Annotated in this window: 16 protein-coding genes and 1 tRNA gene; 7 read left to right on the top strand and 10 right to left on the bottom strand. The window is 65.8% G+C overall.

From position 1 onward, the window contains the following. Nucleotides 1–5: 5 nt before the first annotated feature. Both P3F85_RS00080 and P3F85_RS00085 read left to right on the top strand, forming a co-directional pair. Entirely contained in the window at nt 6–1,721 is a 1,716-nt protein-coding gene (locus P3F85_RS00080) for a GAF domain-containing sensor histidine kinase (protein WP_374009233.1), read from the top strand. Next, the gene (locus P3F85_RS00085; RefSeq protein ID WP_374009234.1) at nt 1,718–2,398 is read left to right on the top strand and encodes a response regulator; all 681 of its coding nucleotides are present in this window, start codon (nt 1,718–1,720) and stop codon (nt 2,396–2,398) included. The genes P3F85_RS00080 and P3F85_RS00085 overlap by 4 nt, the downstream gene beginning before the upstream one ends. A gap of 198 nt (nt 2,399–2,596) precedes the next feature. On the opposite strand, the gene P3F85_RS00090 is transcribed toward P3F85_RS00085, so the two are convergent. Both P3F85_RS00090 and P3F85_RS00095 read right to left on the bottom strand, forming a co-directional pair. Continuing rightward, nucleotides 2,597–2,670: transfer RNA gene (locus tag P3F85_RS00090), tRNA-Gly, on the bottom strand. 200 nt (nt 2,671–2,870) lie between these two features. After that, entirely contained in the window at nt 2,871–4,682 is a 1,812-nt protein-coding gene (locus P3F85_RS00095; RefSeq protein WP_374009235.1) for a DUF4209 domain-containing protein, read from the bottom strand. Between the two features lie 131 nt (nt 4,683–4,813). Here P3F85_RS00095 and P3F85_RS00100 point away from each other — a divergent pair, with 131 nt between their 5' ends. Further along, on the top strand, nt 4,814–5,215 hold the full coding sequence (locus tag P3F85_RS00100) for a hypothetical protein (protein ID WP_374009236.1): 402 nt from the start codon (nt 4,814–4,816) through the stop codon (nt 5,213–5,215). 7 nt (nt 5,216–5,222) lie between these two features. Here P3F85_RS00100 and P3F85_RS00105 read toward each other — a convergent pair whose 3' ends face one another. Both P3F85_RS00105 and P3F85_RS00110 read right to left on the bottom strand, forming a co-directional pair. Continuing rightward, a complete protein-coding gene (locus P3F85_RS00105; protein ID WP_374009237.1) occupies nt 5,223–7,835 on the bottom strand; it encodes an AAA family ATPase in 2,613 nt (870 codons plus the stop codon). A 651-nt stretch (nt 7,836–8,486) separates the two neighbouring features. Beyond that, the gene (locus P3F85_RS00110) at nt 8,487–8,762 is read right to left on the bottom strand and encodes a hypothetical protein (RefSeq protein ID WP_374009238.1); all 276 of its coding nucleotides are present in this window, start codon (nt 8,760–8,762) and stop codon (nt 8,487–8,489) included. A gap of 576 nt (nt 8,763–9,338) precedes the next feature. Here P3F85_RS00110 and P3F85_RS00115 point away from each other — a divergent pair. Further along, nucleotides 9,339–9,659 carry a transposase gene (locus P3F85_RS00115; RefSeq protein WP_374009239.1) on the top strand — a complete coding sequence of 107 codons (321 nt, stop codon included), beginning with the start codon at nt 9,339–9,341 and terminating at the stop codon, nt 9,657–9,659. Nucleotides 9,660–9,667: 8 nt separating this feature from the next. Next, nucleotides 9,668–10,534, top strand: a complete 867-nt coding sequence (locus P3F85_RS00120; protein WP_374010968.1) for an IS3 family transposase — start codon at nt 9,668–9,670, stop codon at nt 10,532–10,534. Here the strand turns inward: P3F85_RS00120 and P3F85_RS00125 are convergent. The 6 genes from P3F85_RS00125 to P3F85_RS00150 all read right to left on the bottom strand — a co-directional run bounded on the left by P3F85_RS00125 (nt 10,492) and on the right by P3F85_RS00150 (nt 13,533). Then, complete coding sequence (locus P3F85_RS00125; RefSeq protein WP_374009240.1) at nt 10,492–11,589, bottom strand: ArdC-like ssDNA-binding domain-containing protein; 1,098 nt, start codon at nt 11,587–11,589, stop codon at nt 10,492–10,494. The genes P3F85_RS00120 and P3F85_RS00125 overlap by 43 nt on opposite strands. 466 nt (nt 11,590–12,055) lie before the next feature. Next, on the bottom strand, nt 12,056–12,250 hold the full coding sequence (locus P3F85_RS00130; protein ID WP_374009241.1) for a hypothetical protein: 195 nt from the start codon (nt 12,248–12,250) through the stop codon (nt 12,056–12,058). Nucleotides 12,251–12,295: 45 nt separating this feature from the next. Then, nucleotides 12,296–12,658, bottom strand: coding sequence for a DsrE family protein (locus P3F85_RS00135; RefSeq protein ID WP_374009242.1), 363 nt, complete (start codon nt 12,656–12,658; stop codon nt 12,296–12,298). After that, nucleotides 12,655–12,924 (bottom strand): metal-sensitive transcriptional regulator, encoded by a 270-nt coding sequence (locus tag P3F85_RS00140; protein WP_064110164.1) that lies wholly within the window; start codon nt 12,922–12,924, stop codon nt 12,655–12,657. The genes P3F85_RS00135 and P3F85_RS00140 overlap by 4 nt, the downstream gene beginning before the upstream one ends. Nucleotides 12,925–12,991: 67 nt before the next feature. Continuing rightward, complete coding sequence (gene trxA, locus P3F85_RS00145) at nt 12,992–13,348, bottom strand: thioredoxin (protein ID WP_374009243.1); 357 nt, start codon at nt 13,346–13,348, stop codon at nt 12,992–12,994. A 2-nt stretch (nt 13,349–13,350) separates the two neighbouring features. Next, nucleotides 13,351–13,533, bottom strand: coding sequence for a hypothetical protein (locus P3F85_RS00150; RefSeq protein ID WP_374009244.1), 183 nt, complete (start codon nt 13,531–13,533; stop codon nt 13,351–13,353). Nucleotides 13,534–13,643: 110 nt separating this feature from the next. Between P3F85_RS00150 and P3F85_RS00155 the strand changes: the two genes are divergently transcribed. Together P3F85_RS00155 and P3F85_RS00160 are read left to right on the top strand one after the other, a co-directional pair. After that, nucleotides 13,644–15,299 carry an FAD-dependent oxidoreductase gene (locus P3F85_RS00155; protein ID WP_374009245.1) on the top strand — a complete coding sequence of 552 codons (1,656 nt, stop codon included), beginning with the start codon at nt 13,644–13,646 and terminating at the stop codon, nt 15,297–15,299. A gap of 83 nt (nt 15,300–15,382) precedes the next feature. Further along, complete coding sequence (locus P3F85_RS00160; protein ID WP_374009246.1) at nt 15,383–16,420, top strand: YeiH family protein; 1,038 nt, start codon at nt 15,383–15,385, stop codon at nt 16,418–16,420.

Genomic DNA, 16,420 nt, shown 5'->3' on the forward strand with positions numbered 1-16,420 from the left:
CGACGGTGCCCGAGAGGGGGTGGATGCGGATGCCGGGCGACGAGCCGATCACCTTCCCCGACGCTCCCCGGGCCGAGCTGGACAGCGCCCTCGCGCAGCTGGTGGAGCAGGCCAACCGCGTGCTGCGGACCCAGGGGCGGCTGCGGACGCTCGTTCGTGCCAACCAGGCGGTGGTGTCGCACCTCGAACTGCCGACGGTGCTGCGCACGATCGTCGAGGCTGCGGTCGAGCTGGTGGGCGCGCGCTACGGGGCCCTGGGCGTGATCGCCGAAGCGGGTGGGCTCCAGCAGTTCATCCACATCGGCATGCCGCCATCCGACGTGGAGCGTATCGGCCACCTGCCGGAAGGGCACGGACTTCTCGGTGCGCTGATCGACGACCCGCGACCCATCCGCATCCCCTCGATCGCCGATGACGCCCGATCCGCAGGGTTCCCGGCCGGTCACCCACAGATGACGGCGTTCCTGGGGGTGCCGATCACCGTCCGGGACACCGTGTTCGGAAACCTCTACCTCACCGACCCCGAGTCCGGCGGATTCAGCATCGACGACGAGCAACTCGTCAAAGCGCTCGCCGCGACGGCCGGCTTCGCGATCGACAACGCCCGGCTCTACGCCGAGTCCTCCGCACGGCAGGCCTGGACGGCGGCCGCGGCGGACATGACGGCGTCGGTCCTCGGTGGGGAGTCGACGGACGCACTCCAGGAACTCCTCGTCCGTGTCCCCGATCTGCTGCGGGCGCGTACGACGTTCGTGGTGGAGCTCGGCCCCGACGGACCGGCCGCTCGCATCGCGCCGGAGGCAGAGGCCGACCGGGTCGTGGTGGAGGCCGCGATCGCGATGGACCAGGTGCGCAGCGCGCTCGAGGGAGCACAGCCCGTGCGCCTCGACGCTCTTCCGGCCCTGCCGGAGCCGGCCGGCTGGACGCCGGGTCCCGCTCTGCTCGCTCCCTTCTCCTTGCCCGGGGACCGTCCTGCTGCGCTGCTGGCCGTGCGCGAGGCGGGTTCTCCCGGTTTCACCACCTTCGAGCTGGAACGCGCGACCGGCCTCGCCCGGCAAGCGTCGTTGGCCCTCGAACTCGCCGCGGCACGCGCCGACCGCCAGCGCGCCCTCCTGCTGGAGGAGCGGGCCCGCATCGCGCGAGACCTCCACGACCACGTCATCCAGCAACTGTTCGGCGCCGGGCTGGAACTGCAGAGCGTGGAGTCCATGCTCGGCCCCGGTTCGCTGGCCGACCGGGTGGATGGCGCGGTCGCCGCCATCGACCAGGCCATCGCCGAGATCCGCACCGCCATCTTCGCTCTCTCGCATCAGCAGAGCGGCGAGGACAGCCTGCGTCACCGCGTGCTCGACATCGTCCGCGAGGTCGGAGCGGCACTGCCCGCGCCGGCGACGGTGTCGTTCTCCGGTCCTGTCGACGTCGTCTCCCAACCGGAGCTCGCCGACGATATCGCCGCGTTCGTCCGCGAAGGCCTGACCAACGTCGTGCGCCACGCGGGAGCGACATCGGCCGCCGTGTCGGTGGCGGCGACGGCCGACGATATCTCCGTCACGATCGCGGACGACGGCCACGGTATCCGGGATACGGAACGCCGTAGCGGGCTCAGCAACCTGGACGCCCGGGCGAAACACAGGGGAGGGGAACTGACGGTGGACTCCGGCTCCCACGGCACGCGGCTTTCGCTGCGCGTCCCCGCGACCGGGAACGGCGGTACGAGATGACAGCGGCGCCCATCCGTGTGTTCCTGGCCGACGACCACGAGATCGTGCGGCGCGGCCTCGTCTCCTTGATCGATGCGCAGGACGACCTGGAGGTGGTCGGTGAGGCGGCGACCGCGGCGCAGGCGAAAGCGCGCATCCTGGCGGTCCGGCCCGATGTGGCTGTGCTCGACGTACGACTCCCCGACGGCAGCGGTATCGACGTGTGCCGTCGGATCAAACAGGACCAGCCCGGCATCCGCTGCCTGATGCTGACCGCGTACGACGACGAGGACGCCCTGCGTGCCGCCGTCATCGCCGGAGCGGACGGATACGTCGTCAAGGACATCCGCGGCAGCTCGCTGCTCGACGACATCCGTGCCGCCGCCCGCGGCAAGCGGCTCATCGACCCGCGCCTCGCCTCGCAGGTCTCGTCACGGCTGCGGGAGCCGGCGGACGACCCGCGTTTCGCCTCGCTCGGCCTGCGCGAGCGGCAGGTGCTCGCCCTCATCGCCGACGGCCTCACCAACCGGCAGATCGGTGAACGGCTGGGGCTCGCGGAGAAGACGGTGAAGAACTACGTCAGCTCGCTGCTTGCCAAGCTCGGCCTCGAACGCCGTACTCAGGCCGCCGTCCTGCAACTGGACCATCGCGGCCGTCAGGCGGGCGCGCCCCTGGCGGCACCAGGACGCGATACGTGACGCGCATCTCGCTGTGCGCGTAGATGTCGCCGTCGCGGCTCAGTTCCGTCAGCATGCGTGCGGGGTTCATGACAGCGAAGAAGCAGGGAATGGGGATGTCGTCCTTCCGCGAGCTTCCGCCGGCAGCCGTGCGCTGATCAGTGCGGCCGTCGTCTGGAGCCTCGCCTGGAAGGGCGTCGCCAACGCCAGGTAGAACAGTGGAGCGAGTGACGGGAATCGAACCCGCGCTATCAGCTTGGGAAGCTGAAGTTCTACCATTGAACTACACTCGCGCGGCCCGGAATCCCAGTAAAACACTGGGAAGTAAGGCTGCGTCCCAGACTACCCGCTCAATGGTTTTTGGCCAAACTCACCGTTTACTCACCGCTTTGGGATTTCCGGCCCGTAGCTGCACGGTCTGCCCGCCCGCGGCCGCGTGTGAGATGCTTGCCGCCGCTCGCATCGGTGATGGAAGCGCGACCCACCCGAGGAGCTACGAATTTCCGTCCTCCGCGTCTCCGTTAGCGGAAGCTTCATCTACGGCCTCAGCCCCGCCACGTACCGCGTTGAAGTACGGCACGAACGCGAGCCGGAACGCGAAGAACCACGCGTAGATGCTCGCGGTGCTTTCGGCCTCGGCTCGTGTGACGAGTCCGTGGGCCACACGGTTGCGGAGGTTCGGTCCGATCGGGCCGCAGAAGAGCGCGCGGATGTTCCAGGCGAGGTCCTTGTCGAAGATGTCGTCTGCACCGTCGAGGTCCATAAGGGCGCTGAGCCCGGTTTCGATTTCTGTGTCGTCATCCCGGATAGCGCGGGTTTCGATGCCGTACTGATGGAGGATGTGCCGGACGCTGCCTTCAATCGCGGGTGCGAGGATGAATAGAGCTTCGGTGAACCTTCCGTAGTATCCGTGGTGAATCGCGGTCGCCCAGAGGTCTTCTTGATCGGGAGCGACGAATGGCGAGCTCCGCACTAGGTGTGCGAAGTCCGTTCTCGTCAGCTGCCGTTGGCTACTTAGTTCGTTGAGGACTGGCAGGACCAGTCCGGGAATGACGATTTCCAACCTCAGCTGGAAGCTCTTCACCATTTGAGCCCAGAGCTCGTCGGGAAGCCCGAGCCGTTCCCGGTTGCCGGTGCTGTGAATCTTTCGGCCGTCGTCGGTGACGGTTGACCGTCCGATGAAGTTGAGCAGTGGATGGTCTGCTGCTTGCTTCCGTGCGGCTTCGATGGCGTCATCGTACTTTTCGAGCGGTGCAGCGGTGAACCACGCCGCGATCGCGTCGAGGGGGTCGGGGATTTCCGTTATCTGTTCGGCGAGCTTCTTGATGCCGGTCAGGTCGACCGTTGTCGATCCGACCGGGATCATCTCGTCGAGAGAGGCAGCTCCGGTCTCGCGGATCAGGCGAGGCAGTTCGGCCAGCCGTGTCTGGGTCTGTTTGCTGCGATGCTTCCTGGGAACGGAGGAGTAGACCGCGTATGCCTTCCCGAGGAAGTCGCGGCGGACCAGCATCGAGTCTGTCCGTTGGCCGGCTTCCTCCCACCACGAGTCCCCGACCTTCTCGAGATAGGTTCCCGTGGCCTCAAGGTTTCCGGAGAACTGAGCCCAACGGAACGCTTCGTAATGGATTTCCCGGTAGAGGTGCGGTGGTGTCGTGTTCGCGCCAAGTGTGGCCAGCCGGGTGTGAATCTCGGATGCCTCGTCGCGGGAGACGCCGGCATTCCGCATCGCCTGGGCGATCCTCCATGCTTCAACTTCGTCGGCGATCTTGAACGTGTTTGATGCGGTGACAATGAGCTGGTTGAGGACGTCCTCGAGTCGGAACCGCGCCGAGAGTTCGATACCGCGCCGCCAGCCGTGGAGGGTTTCCCTGTCGGGGTCGTCCCGGAGTTCGATGCCCGCGTACGCCTCTGCGGCGCGTTTCGCTGCCGTGTAACGGGCGCTTCGATCGTGCTGGCGGACGAAGAGCACGTCGGCGATGCGTGCGGTGAGCCACGGATGGTCTATAGACTCCAGCAATTGCTCGAGGAAGACGAGTTCGTCGTCGGTGAGGTCGGACGGGAGTGCCGAGCGGCCGGTGGAGAAGACAAGCATGGGTGCGAACGGTGCGTCCCAGTTCTCCGGCTGAAGCATCATGCTGAACACTCCGGCGAGGGCTCTCGCGCTTGCCTCGGCGTCCGGGTCGCTGTTTGCGACGCCGCTCGCAAGCTCGTAGAGCATGGCGGATCCGGTGGCGTGATCGTGTTCGAGCGCTGGCTGCCAGGAGAGCCGGTTCAACGCGTCTACGGAAGGGGTGGGATCGGCCATGCGCTCGACGATATCGGGAGGATCTGACGCTGCGAGCGTCTTGTCAGGCTTCCCGGGATCGGGGGCGTCAACTGGGCACGAAGGCTGGCGGCGCCGGAACGGTTGACCGTGGCATCGGGCAAACTGGTGGGGTGGAACGTGAGCCTCCGGCGCCGAGGCCGTTTGGTGTCTCTGCCGATGAAGCAGTCGAGTTGTGCCGCGAATGGATGATCTACCTTGGTGCGGTGGACACTGTCGCGGCGCAAGATTCTGCGCGGCAGCTCTGCGATCTCTATAGTTCTCGCTATCTTGCATGGGTCGACAATCGACGGGGGAATCTGGATGTCGATTCGGTTGAGGATGCCGCTCGGCTTGCTGCCTCTGATGGTCGGCGGGCGGTGATCTTCGTGCGCGGGGGCGTGCGGCCGGTGGCGCAGCAGCGGGCCGACGTGCTTGGCGTGGCTATCCTCTGGTATCACGCGGTCGACGCGACGTTGGCGGGCCGCAGTCGACCCGGTCTTGCCGTCTTGGCCTCAGGGTTGAGGACCGTGTAGCCCCGCGTTAGAAGCTCATTGACCGCGAGGGGACTTCAGCCGAGGCCGAAACTCGCGTCGGATCGGTTCGGGATGCGCGGGCGAGTTCGCGGCGGGCGGCGATCCGGGACTTCCCGAGAGTCTCTTCTCGCGGCTGTCGCAGCATGGTGTCAGCCAATTCGCTGATTGCGGCACGTTTCGTTCCTGCGATGACAATGGCTTCGTTTCCCCCTCTGCCGCGGGTGAGACCGACGTAAAGGCCAGCCGCGTCGACGCCGGGGCCCACGATGGATCGCTCAGTGGTCTCTCCTTGGACGCCGTACACGGTGCTCGCGTAACCGAGGTGCAAGTGCGAGCCCGCGTACTCATGCGTGATTTTCCTCAGGTGAGACGAGTCGGTGAGGCTGGCCAGGAGCACGTGGTCTTTGGTGATGCTCTTGATGGTCCAGGTTTGACGGTTTTCCACTCCAGAGGTGCTGTCGTTGCGTCGAGTCTGCACGACATCGCCCACGAAACATGGCTGGTCGGACTGACCAAGGACCTGGCGCTTGGCGCTTAGCGCACCGGACGCGATGCGTTGCATCTGGATGCTGTCGTTGATTTGCTGCGCTTCGGCATGGGTGGCGGTGACGAGGGCGATCTTCTGCCCGTGCTGGGCGGCGTCGAACCAGCCATCGACCATTCTTTGCCATGCTTCAACCTCGGTGGTGACGGACGTCACGTGCCCGCTGTCGATCAGTTCCGCAGCGATCCGCTGTCCTTCTTCCGCGCCGTCGGCGTCGCGGAGTCGCAAGGTGAGGTCGGCCCAGTCGGGGTCGCGGAACCGGTGGATGTTCGAGAGTTCGACTTCGGCGAATGATGCGGATCGGAACAACGCCATGGCGCCGGAGTGTCCCACGGGGAGGGCTTGGTAGTCGTCGCCGACGACGGCGATGGTTGCCCGGGTGCGTTCGATGATATCGAGTAGGGCGTTGGCCGCTTCGAGGTCGAGCATGCCGGCTTCGTCGACAACGATCCGGTCGCCCGGCCGTATCGGGATTCGAGGACCGCGATACTCGGCACCTGTCGTGGCGTCGACCGAGCCGGGGAGCAGTTGCGTCCACTCGGTGCTGCCGGAGGAGCTCGTCGTCCAGCGCCATCCGTAGTCGTAGAGGAGTTGGTGGAGGGAGGAGGCGCTGCTGTTTGTTTCTCGTCCGGCGACGGTGGAGGCCTTCTTGGTGGGAGCGACGATGATCATGTTGCGACCTCGCCGACGCAGGGCGGCACCGGCGACCTTGAGCATGGTGGTCTTGCCCGTTCCCGCCGCGCCGGTGATGGAGACGATCGAGGCTCTACCGGCGAGTGCGGCAGCACCGTCGGTCTGGTCGCCATCGAGGACACGCTCCGGGTCGAGCGCGTGGGCTATCGCCGTGATCTCGCCGGTCGAGACGGCATCTCCTGGTTCCGCCATCGCGTCGATCCGGTTCGCGAGAGTGGTCTTCACGATGACTGTCGCGGTTGCCATCCGGTGCTTGACGTGCTTTGGCGGCTCTGGCTCGTTCAGCAATGTCACCGTGTAGGTCCGAGCGGCAGCTTCGGCTATCGCATCAACAGTTGATGCAATCCCACCGCGCTCCGCCAGAACGCCCGAGGCTGCCACCGCGCGAATGGCACCGGCTCGGATGTCCATGTCGCTGAAACGCCCACCCGTGCCGGTTGACCGGGCATCCGCGTCAACGATTGCTCTGGCCGCTAGAAGGTCCAAGTCCAGGTCCTCGATCGAGACCTCAGCATTGGGCGCGGGGACGCGCTCCTGACCCAGCGTCGGGTCAGCCGTCGTCAGCTCATGATGGATCAGCTCCGCCCAATCGTTTTCGTCCAGATCATCGGGCTTGTTGGGTCGGCCGGCGGCCCACGCCCAACGGTCGATCTGGTTCGACACATCGTGCGACGGTTCCTGTCCGGGGTGCTGTTGCTTCCACCACGCCGTGCGGACGATCTTGTTGGCTTCGATCTGAGCGGACCGCTTCGACAACGGTCGCACCAGGTGCTGCAGTTGGGCGATTTCCCCGTCTTCGTTGAGGGTGAAGCCTTTCGCGGCGAGGGCGGTGATCCAAGTGGGGTCGGTGCGGGTGGCGAGGTCGCCTTCGGCGTTGATCACGTTCTGAAACCGCAACGCCACGCGAGTGTCGATATTGGACCACTTGCCGTCGACGCCTTGGACTTTGACATTAAGCCAGAGATGGCGGTGCTTGTGCGGATCCAACGATCGGGAGCGCTCATGCCGGAGTTCGACGACCTCGATCCGGGCCAGGTCTTCGCGGATGGCGCCGCCTTTGCCGCGGCGGGCGTTGAGCTCCGTTTGCCAGAGCTTGATGATCCGGTCGCGGAGCCGATCTTGGAGGTCTTCGTAGGCGGCGGCGAGGTCGGGGTCGAGCATGGCGGCGATCGAGAACGACTTGGGCGCGTTGATCGTCGCATCCAGCACCAAGTCGGCGACTGGGGACTCGAGGTCACGGCCGCGGCGGTCCCCGGTGAGCGGGTCGAGACCGTCGACCCAGTCCTTGAGTTGGTTGCGGGTGAGGAGGTCGTCGCGGATGGCACCGTTCTCCCCGATGTACCGGGTCATGACCGCGTCGGCGTAGCCGGCGGCGACGATCACCCCGTCGCCGGTCTTAGCAGTGAGGGTGGCATCACAGACACCGTTGAAGGCGTAGTTGACCGCTTGCTTGACTCCGTGGGAGGACTGTCCCCGCTTCCATCTGGCTACTCCGCCTCGCACCTGCGCTCACCTCCCGCTTACCTCGTCTGGGGCTTCTCGAAACTGGACAGTGTTGTCTTGTCGAAAAAACTCCTTCTACTTAGAACTTCCGGTTCCAAGCCGGTTTTGGCGCGCAAACAGCCCAAATGTCCGAAACCCGCCAGAAATTCACCGGAATCGGGCCGTTTCTCCTTGTCGTGAGCCGTGTCCAGAGACCATGGGATCATCGTCCGCCCGACCACCGACGCGAGACTGAGACGACTGCAGCTCAGCGTGTTCGATCGCGCCGCGGCAGTAGTGCACAAGGGAAGTGCTGGCCACTTCTGCTGTGAGCTCGGCGAGACTTCCCGCAGCAGCCAACGGCGAACTGCGCCGCGGTGCGGTCCTCGAAACCGGTGCCCTCATACCTACACGTTGTGTTTCCCAGCCGGTTTTGACGCGCAAATCCGAAATTCGCAGAAACCGCTCGCATCGCGACCGGATGCCAGGCCTAATAGGCGGCCTCCGCAACACGCCAACGCACGGCAGCGTGGCCGAATCGGCAGTCGTGGCTCAGGCGTGTGCGGACTTCAGTGCGGGTTCAGGTGAAGCGAGACGGGTGAGGTTGACGAAGGGCACGCATGCCGTCTCCGCAGTGACGGCGGCGAGCCATCCGACCGGCGTGGACGGATCAGCGGCGATCGCCCACTCGTCCATCACGTAGTGGCTGACGGTCTCGATGCATTCCCGCTTCTCCGATGCGTCTGGGTTAGAGCTCCCTTCCACACCGATGAGTCCGCCCTGCAGTTCCGGTGCCATGTTGCTGGTGTCGATGATGAATACCCGCATCCCACTCACTCCCCAGGTCGATCGTTTTGAGCGCCTTTCCGGCGAGTGATCGAGAGCGAGGGGGAGGTGCGCAGCGCCGGGTCTGTGGAATAGCGGAGCGGAGTGAGCATATGCCGCGAAAGCCCGGCACGGAGGACCGGGAGCGAGCTACGATCGAGCGGCGGAAAGGCCCTCAAACCTCATGAGTGCGGCGCCGCCTGCGGCGTCCTCGACCATCGGCATGCTGCCATGAATGTGGCCCCGTCATCGTCTCGGGTTACGACGCGGGGCCAGTACTCAGACACCCTGCATCGCCATTTGCACAGTCGCAAGTAGACACCGTTGTGCACCGGGATCAGGGTTGCGCAATGCGGATCGCTCGGCGTCGAACGCCAGGGACATGGAGGCAACCGTGTTGACGCGGGAGCCCTTTGGAACCGCGGCTGGCTCGGGCCGTTCCACTTAAGTGCCTGCGTGCATTCGCTCTTTGCCGTCCATTTCCTTCTTGCTCCGTCGGTTCTAGCCTGGGCCGTTTGGTGTTCCCCCGTTTGTTCGGACACTTATCATCGGGCTTGTTGGCTCGGGAGGTGGGTCCTTATGGCTAGACGGTTTCCTCGGGAGTTCCGGGTTCGTGCGATCGAGTTGGTCAGGGTCAGCGACCGCCCGTTGTCGCAGGTTGCCCGCGAGCTCGGCGTTTCGAACTCGGCTCTGTCCCGGTGGGTCGCTGACGATGATTTCGCGAAGGCGGAGGCCGAGAAGGCCTCGGGGGTGGTGCCGGTGCTGGATGCGGATGAGCAGGCCGAGCTGGTCCGACTCCGTAGGGAGGTGCGCCGCCTGGAGACGGAGAACGAGATCTTGAAACGCGCTGCTGCGTATTTCGCGAAGGAGAACGTGCTCCCAAAACATCTTTCCGACTGATCGAGGAGCTGACGGCTGAGGACCCTCACCGGTTCAAAGTCGCGACGGTCAGCCGGCTGTTGGGGGTCTCCCGTTCCGGCTACTACGACTGGGCCAAGCACCGTGTCTGCGCCCGCAAAGCCCGGGATGAAGAGATCGCCGCGGTGATCGCCCGGCTCAGGTCGGAGAAGGGCGCGTTCTTCCACACCTACGGCTCGCCCAGGATGCACGCCGAACTCCGGATGGGCCACGGCTTTGCGATCGGCCGGAAACGGGTGGAGCGGATCATGCGCGAGCGCGGCTGGGCCGGCGCCGTCAAACGCAAGTTCCGCTTCCGGGCCAACCCGGCCACCAGTGAGGACCGGGTCAACCGCAACTTCCACGTTCCCGGCCCGAACCGGCTCTGGCTGGGTGACATTACTGAGCACCACACCGGTGAGGGCAAGGTCTACTGCGCCGTCGTCCTGGACGCCTATTCACGTCTAGCGATCGGCTGGTCGATCGGATCACGGATGACCGCAGAGCTGGTGGTCGACGCACTGCAGATGGCCCGCTGGAGACGGTTCGGGGTCCGCGGGGCGATCATGCACTCCGACCACGGTTCCCAATACACCTCCTGGGCCTTCACCTCCCGCGTCCACGAAGCCGGCCTGCTCGCCTCGATGGGCTCGGTTGGCGACTGCTACGACAGCGCGATGATGGAATCGTTCTGGTCCGGCATGCAGATCGAACTCCTCGACACCCGCAGCTGGGACACCAGACGGCAGCTGGGGACGGCGATGTTCTCCTGGATCGAAGCCTGGTACAACCCCCGCCGCCGGCACTCCGCGTTGGGCTACCACTCCCCGGCCGACTACGAGAAAATCGTCCCGACGACAGTCACCCTGGCTGCCTGACACGAGGCATCAAACTGTCCGAGGAACCGGGGGAAGATCAGTTGTATTTGGGTTCTCCCGATCTGCGTCCTCCTCTTGTTGTTCCCGTTTCTTCGCTTGGCGTCTTTTTCACCACGTCTCGCCCGCTCTGTTCTTCGAGCCGCTTCAACGCGGTTCGGTTCCCCGACGGCGAAGCGCTGCGGCTGACGGCCTAGTGAGGCTTTTCCACGACCGCCGAAATCGTGTGCGCTGCCTTTAGTACTCGCGCGGCCGTGTCTCGAACGAGGGCCGTGTCCTCGCCGGCCCAGCCCGTTATGTAGCCGATGCTGTACGCGCTGGTATCGAACCCGGACCAGGCCCGCGACGATGTAGGCGACCGATTCGGCTTCCACCTCCATCCGCCCCCGGTGGGCGCGGTACTCGTCGAGATCCTCGACGTGGCGCAGCTCGATATGCGCGGTCTCGTGAATGAGTGTCTTGGCCGCGTGCTCCATCGCCAGGTTTTCCGCCAGGGTCACCCGGTGCAGTCCGGGATCCGTGTACCCGCTCGCGTTCAAGAGAGGTGCGCGTTGGACACTCCATCCGTTGGCTTGGAGGTGCGTGGTCAGGGGAGCGATGACGCCGTGGTCGTCGTGGCCGGTTAGGCGGCGGGTTGGGTTCTGGGGGAGGGGTTCGGCTTCTTCGATTGGGTCGGTCTGTGCAATGTCGAACACGGAAAGGGTGGGGAAGTAGCGCACCACTCGTTGTTCACCTTCGGTCTCGTCTGTGTCGTCGTCGCGGCTGGCCTTCCTCTCGCGGTAGCCGAAGATCTTGATCGCCTTCTCGCCTTTGCGAACTTGTCGTCCCTTGGTCTGCCACTGTCGGAAGCCGGCGACGATGGTCGCGTTGGGGTTCTGGGAGAGAATCAGGAGGAGGTTGTTCAGGCTGTAGTTGTGGAAGGAGCGGGCGAACTCAAGGAACGCCCGCCACTGGCCGCTCTCGGCGAGTTGTTGGACCTGCTCTGCGATCGACGCGTGGAGTGCCTCCGCTTCTGCCTGTCGCGCCTTCGCGCTCCGGATGATGACTTTGCCGCTCATGATCTCGAACTCCCTCATCGTTCTTCTGGCCGTTCCGGCACAAAAGATCGATAGCGGGTGGAGGCAGCGGAATGCCCGGAGGCAGCGGTTGCTAAGCGGAGTGAGCGCAGCGAGCGGAGCGAGCGGAGTCTGCAAATAGCGACGACCGGGCCTGGAGCCGCCGGAGCTGGCTATGGTCGGCTGCCGGATCGGAGAGAAGACCAAGGAAGTCAGCACGCCGAAGGCGTCCGATCCAGCCCTGTGGAATCTGGATGGTGAGCGAGTTGATCAGGCCGCTGACTCCTCCCGGGATGAGGTCAAGGTCGGCGGACCGTGTCGATGTCCTGGCCGGCGGGGTTCTTCGACTTCAAGGTCCTCTTCTCGCTGGCCGGGAAGATTGGGTGGCTGTGCGTGCAGCACATTGTGCTCACGATGTCGGATTGGCAGAGCCGCTCGGTCTCCCGCTCTGGTCCGGGTGCGCGACGCCCTAATGCGAAATGAGGCGAGTTCCCCACCGGATGAAGAGCACCGCGAGAACCAGCGCGACTGGCCCAACGAGGAAGATCCATCCCCAGGCGTACTCCACGGTGAGGATGATCGCGATGACAGCGATTCCCGCGCCCACGACGCAGATGACGAGCCCCAGCAGGGCGCGGAATAGACGCGCTGTCGTGTTCTCCATCGGGCTTACCTTACGAGATAACCCGAGGGGGCACGCCCCTCGCCATCACGGTCTCACGTATGCCCAGCCTTCGCCTTGTCGGATCACCAGATGGGCGATTCCGGAAGGGACGATAACGGCATCCGGAACGAGATGCTCCGGGTCGATGGCCTCGCTTCGGAGGGTGTTCTGGCATGCGTCGACGGTGAGTCCGCGGTGTTGGAGCGTGCGGACGGTTTCGCGGTGCGGGCTGTCGGGCAGAAGAATGTTGATCCCTGGCCCGTGGACGACGAGTTCTACGTCTGTTCCGGCTCCGAGGGCGTCGATGAGGTTGCTGGCGTTCCTGAGGACGGCGGCGTGCTTGGCGGGGTCGTCTTCGTCGAGGTGAACGACCACCCCAGGGATTGCGGCGTCGGCCACGTCGTTCACGCGAGAGTCATGAAGAGCTTCTGGAGCTCTTCGACCGTCATCGGGTCGGAGTCGTCGTCGGGGTCGGTGATGCATTTCTGCATGGCGGTGGAGATGATCTGGAAGCCGGCCTTGTCGAGGGCACTCGAGACTGCGGCGAGCTGGATGACGACGTCGCGGCATTTGCCGCCGTTCTCGACGGCGGCGATGACGGCGTTGAGCTGGCCCTGCGCGCGGCGGAGCCGATTGAGGACGGGCTTGATGTCGGCGGCGGTGGTAGTGGCCACGGTATGTTCTACTTTCTCGATGGCGCCGAGGGGGCGTCGCGGGTACCCGCCAGGGTATCTCTTCGGCTCAGGTGCGGGCCTTGGCGGCGGTGAGCGCAGCCGGATCGATGGCGCGGATCTGGCCGATCAGATCCTCGAGGTCCCGAGCGGCGAGGGCTCCGGGCTGTGAGAACACGAGGACCCCGTCGCGGAAAGCCATGAGGGTGGGGATCGAGGTGATCCCGGCGGCCGCGGCGAGTTCCTGCTCGGCCTCGGTGTCGACTTTGCCGAACACGATGTCCGGGTGCTGTTCGGACGCGGTCTCGAAGACGGGGCCGAACATGCGGCAGGGGCCGCACCAGGCCGCCCAGAAGTCGATCAGGACGATGTCGTTCTGCTCGATCTCGCCTTTGAGTGTGTCGGCGGAGAGGGTGACGGTGCTCACGGTCAGCCGCGTCCGAAGAGCCGGCCGAAGAACCCGCCACTGGCGGCGGCGGCCTTCTCGGCGTCGGTGTGGTTGCCGTTGCACCACTGGTTTGCGGGCACGCGCCGGCGCACGTCGGCGACGTGCTGACCGCAGCCGCTCCAGGTCGTCTTGCCGCAGACTTTGCAGGTGGCGGGGTAGCACATGGGCTGGAACTCTCTTTCTCGGGTCCGGTAGGGGTGGTTCTGTATACCCCCCTCCGTATAGTACGATACCGGGGAGGGTATAACCAAACCGCCCTCGGGAGGTGCGCAGGATGAAGATCGTGATTGTCGGCGGAGTCGCCGGAGGAATGTCTGCCGCGACGCGATTGCGCCGGCTCGACGAGACTGCGGAGATCGTGGTGTTCGAGCGCGGCCCGTACGTCTCGTATGCGAACTGCGGGCTGCCCTATTACGTCGGCGGAGTAATCACCGATCGGTCATCACTCCTTCTGGAGACCCCGCAGTCGTTGGCTGCCCGGTTCCGGCTCGATGTGCGAACCGGCCACGAGGTCCTCGCGATCGATCCGGTCGCGCACACTGTCTCGGTGTTCGACCTCGCCGGGGGCGAGACAATGATCGAGAGCTATGACGAGCTGATCCTCGCCGTCGGAGCGTCTGCACGGGAGGCCGCGGGGCATCCCGGCATCCCGACGCACACCCTGCGCACGGTAGAGGATGTCGACGCGATCGGCGTGCTGGTGGACGCGGCAGCGGACAACCCTTCTGCCCTCGTCGTCGGCGCCGGCTTCATCGGCCTTGAGGCCGTCGAGAACCTGGTGCGGCGCGGCATCCACGTGACCCTCATCCAACGGTCGGCGCAGATCCTCACGCCATTGGATCCGGAGATGGTGGCTCCGTTGGCGGCGCAGCTGCGCAGTCACGGCGTCGACGTGCGCACCTCCGTCACGATCGACGCGGTCGAGGCGGGTACGGTGCTGCTCGACGATGGCACGAGCCTCCGCCCCGATTTCATCGTCGACGCCTCCGGCGTGGTGCCGCGCGTCGACCTCGCTCGCTCGGCCGGGCTGTGGCTGGGGCCGACGGGCGGCATCGCCGTCGATGGCCGCAACCGCACCAGCGTCGAGCACATCTTCGCCGTCGGCGATGGCGTCGAGAAGGTGGATGCGCTCAGCGGCGCAGAGACCCTCGTCACCATGGCCGGGCTCGCCAACCGGCACGGCCGCTCCGTCGCCGACGTCATCGCGGGCCGCGAGGAGCAGAACACGCCCGCCCTCGGCACCGCGATCGTGAAGGTCTTCGACGCTGTGGCGGCGAAGGTGGGCTGGGGGGAGCGGCAGCTCGCCGCTGCTGGGCGGGCGCACCGAGTCATCCACACGCATCCTGCCTCGCACGCCACCTACTACCCGGGTGCCCAGTCCATGTCGATGAAGCTGCTCGTGGACCCGGCGACGGATGCGATCCTGGGTGCGCAGATCGTCGGCGGCGAGGGTGTCGATAAGCGGATCGACGTGATCGCGGTCGCCATGGCGGGCGGGATCACCGCCTCCGGTCTGATGCGTCTCGAGTTGGCGTATGCACCTCAATTCGGGTCGGCGAAGGATCCGATCAACCAGCTCGGTTACGTCGCCGACAACCTCCGCAGTGGTACCACCCGCTCCCTGCAGTGGCACGAGCTCGGCGCTGCGCTGGGCGCGGGCGCCACCCTTGTCGATGTGCGCACGGCCGGTGAGCACGCGGCCGGCTCGATCCCGGGCGCTGTGAACATCCCGGTCGACGAGCTGCGCGACCGGCTGGGCGAGCTGCTGGCCGGCCCGATCGTGGTGCATTGCCAGGTGGGCCAGCGAGGTCACACCGCCGCGCGGATCCTCGACCAGCACGGCTTCGACGTCGTCAACCTGGATGGGGGTTACCGCACCTGGGTGGCCGGCACGTCGGTGGCGGTGCCGGTACCGGTCAGATCGGTGTGATGAGGGGGCGTCACAAGCGTTGCTTGTGACGCCACAAGGGGCTCGATCTAGTCCGTTTCGGGCAGATCCGTCACGGTCGAAGCATGGAATTCTCTCCCGTCCGGACTCTGCCGAGAAGGATCGCTGCGCGGGGAGCCGAGGTCGCGCCCGGTGTCGTCCTGACGGTTCTGATCGCGCTGGCCGCCACCGGTGTCTCGCGCGTCGTGCCAGCGGTCGGCAGCGCCCTCCCGGCCCTCGTCATCGGAGTCGCGGTGAGCGTCGTCCGCCGGCCGGGCGGCCGATTCGTGCCGGGAATCGGCTTCTCCGGGAAGTTCGTGCTCCAGCTCGCCGTCGTCCTGCTCGGTGTCCAGCTCTCGTTGTCGAGCGTGCTCGTAGTGGGTGTGCAGTCCCTCCCCGTGATGCTCTCCACGCTGGCCGTGTGCCTCCTCGCCGCATGGGGCGTCGGCCGGGCTCTACGCATTCCGCGCCGGGAACGCACCCTGATCGGTGTTGGGACGGGAATCTGCGGCGCGTCGGCGATCGCGGCGATCTCCCCCATCATCGGCGCCGCGAGTTCGGAGATCGCCTACGCGGTCTCGACAATCTTCCTGTTCAATGCGGTCGCCGTGCTGGTGTTCCCTCTCATCGGGCATGCGCTGGGGATGAGCACCCATGCGTTCGGGCTGTTCGCGGGCACTGCGGTGAACGACACCAGCTCGGTGGTCGCCGTCGCGAGTCTGTTCGCGACCTCGGCGCTCGGCTTCGCCGTCGTCGTCAAGCTCGTGCGCACGCTCATGATCGTCCCGATCAGCATCACGCTCGCCGTGGTCGAGCATCGGCGGGCGAACGCCGGTGCTCCGCTGACCGTGCGGCGGGTGATCGGTCTCGTCCCGTGGTTCCTCGTGGGATTCCTCGTCGTCGCCACGGCCAATACGCTCATCGCGGTTCCCACCGACCTGCACGAAGGGCTCGTGACGGCGAGCGTGTTCCTGGTAGCGGTGGCGCTCGGGGGCATCGGTTTGTCGACCGACTTCGGGGCGATTCGCCGCGCCGGCTGGCGGCCGCTGCTGCTGGGCGCCGTGCTGTCGACACTCGTCAGCGTCACCAGTTTGGGGGTGCTCGCCATTACTGGGCAGCTCTGA

It is taken from the genome of Leifsonia sp. T36S-04, assembly GCF_042465655.1.
Classification (GTDB): Bacteria; Actinomycetota; Actinomycetes; order Actinomycetales; family Microbacteriaceae; genus Leifsonia.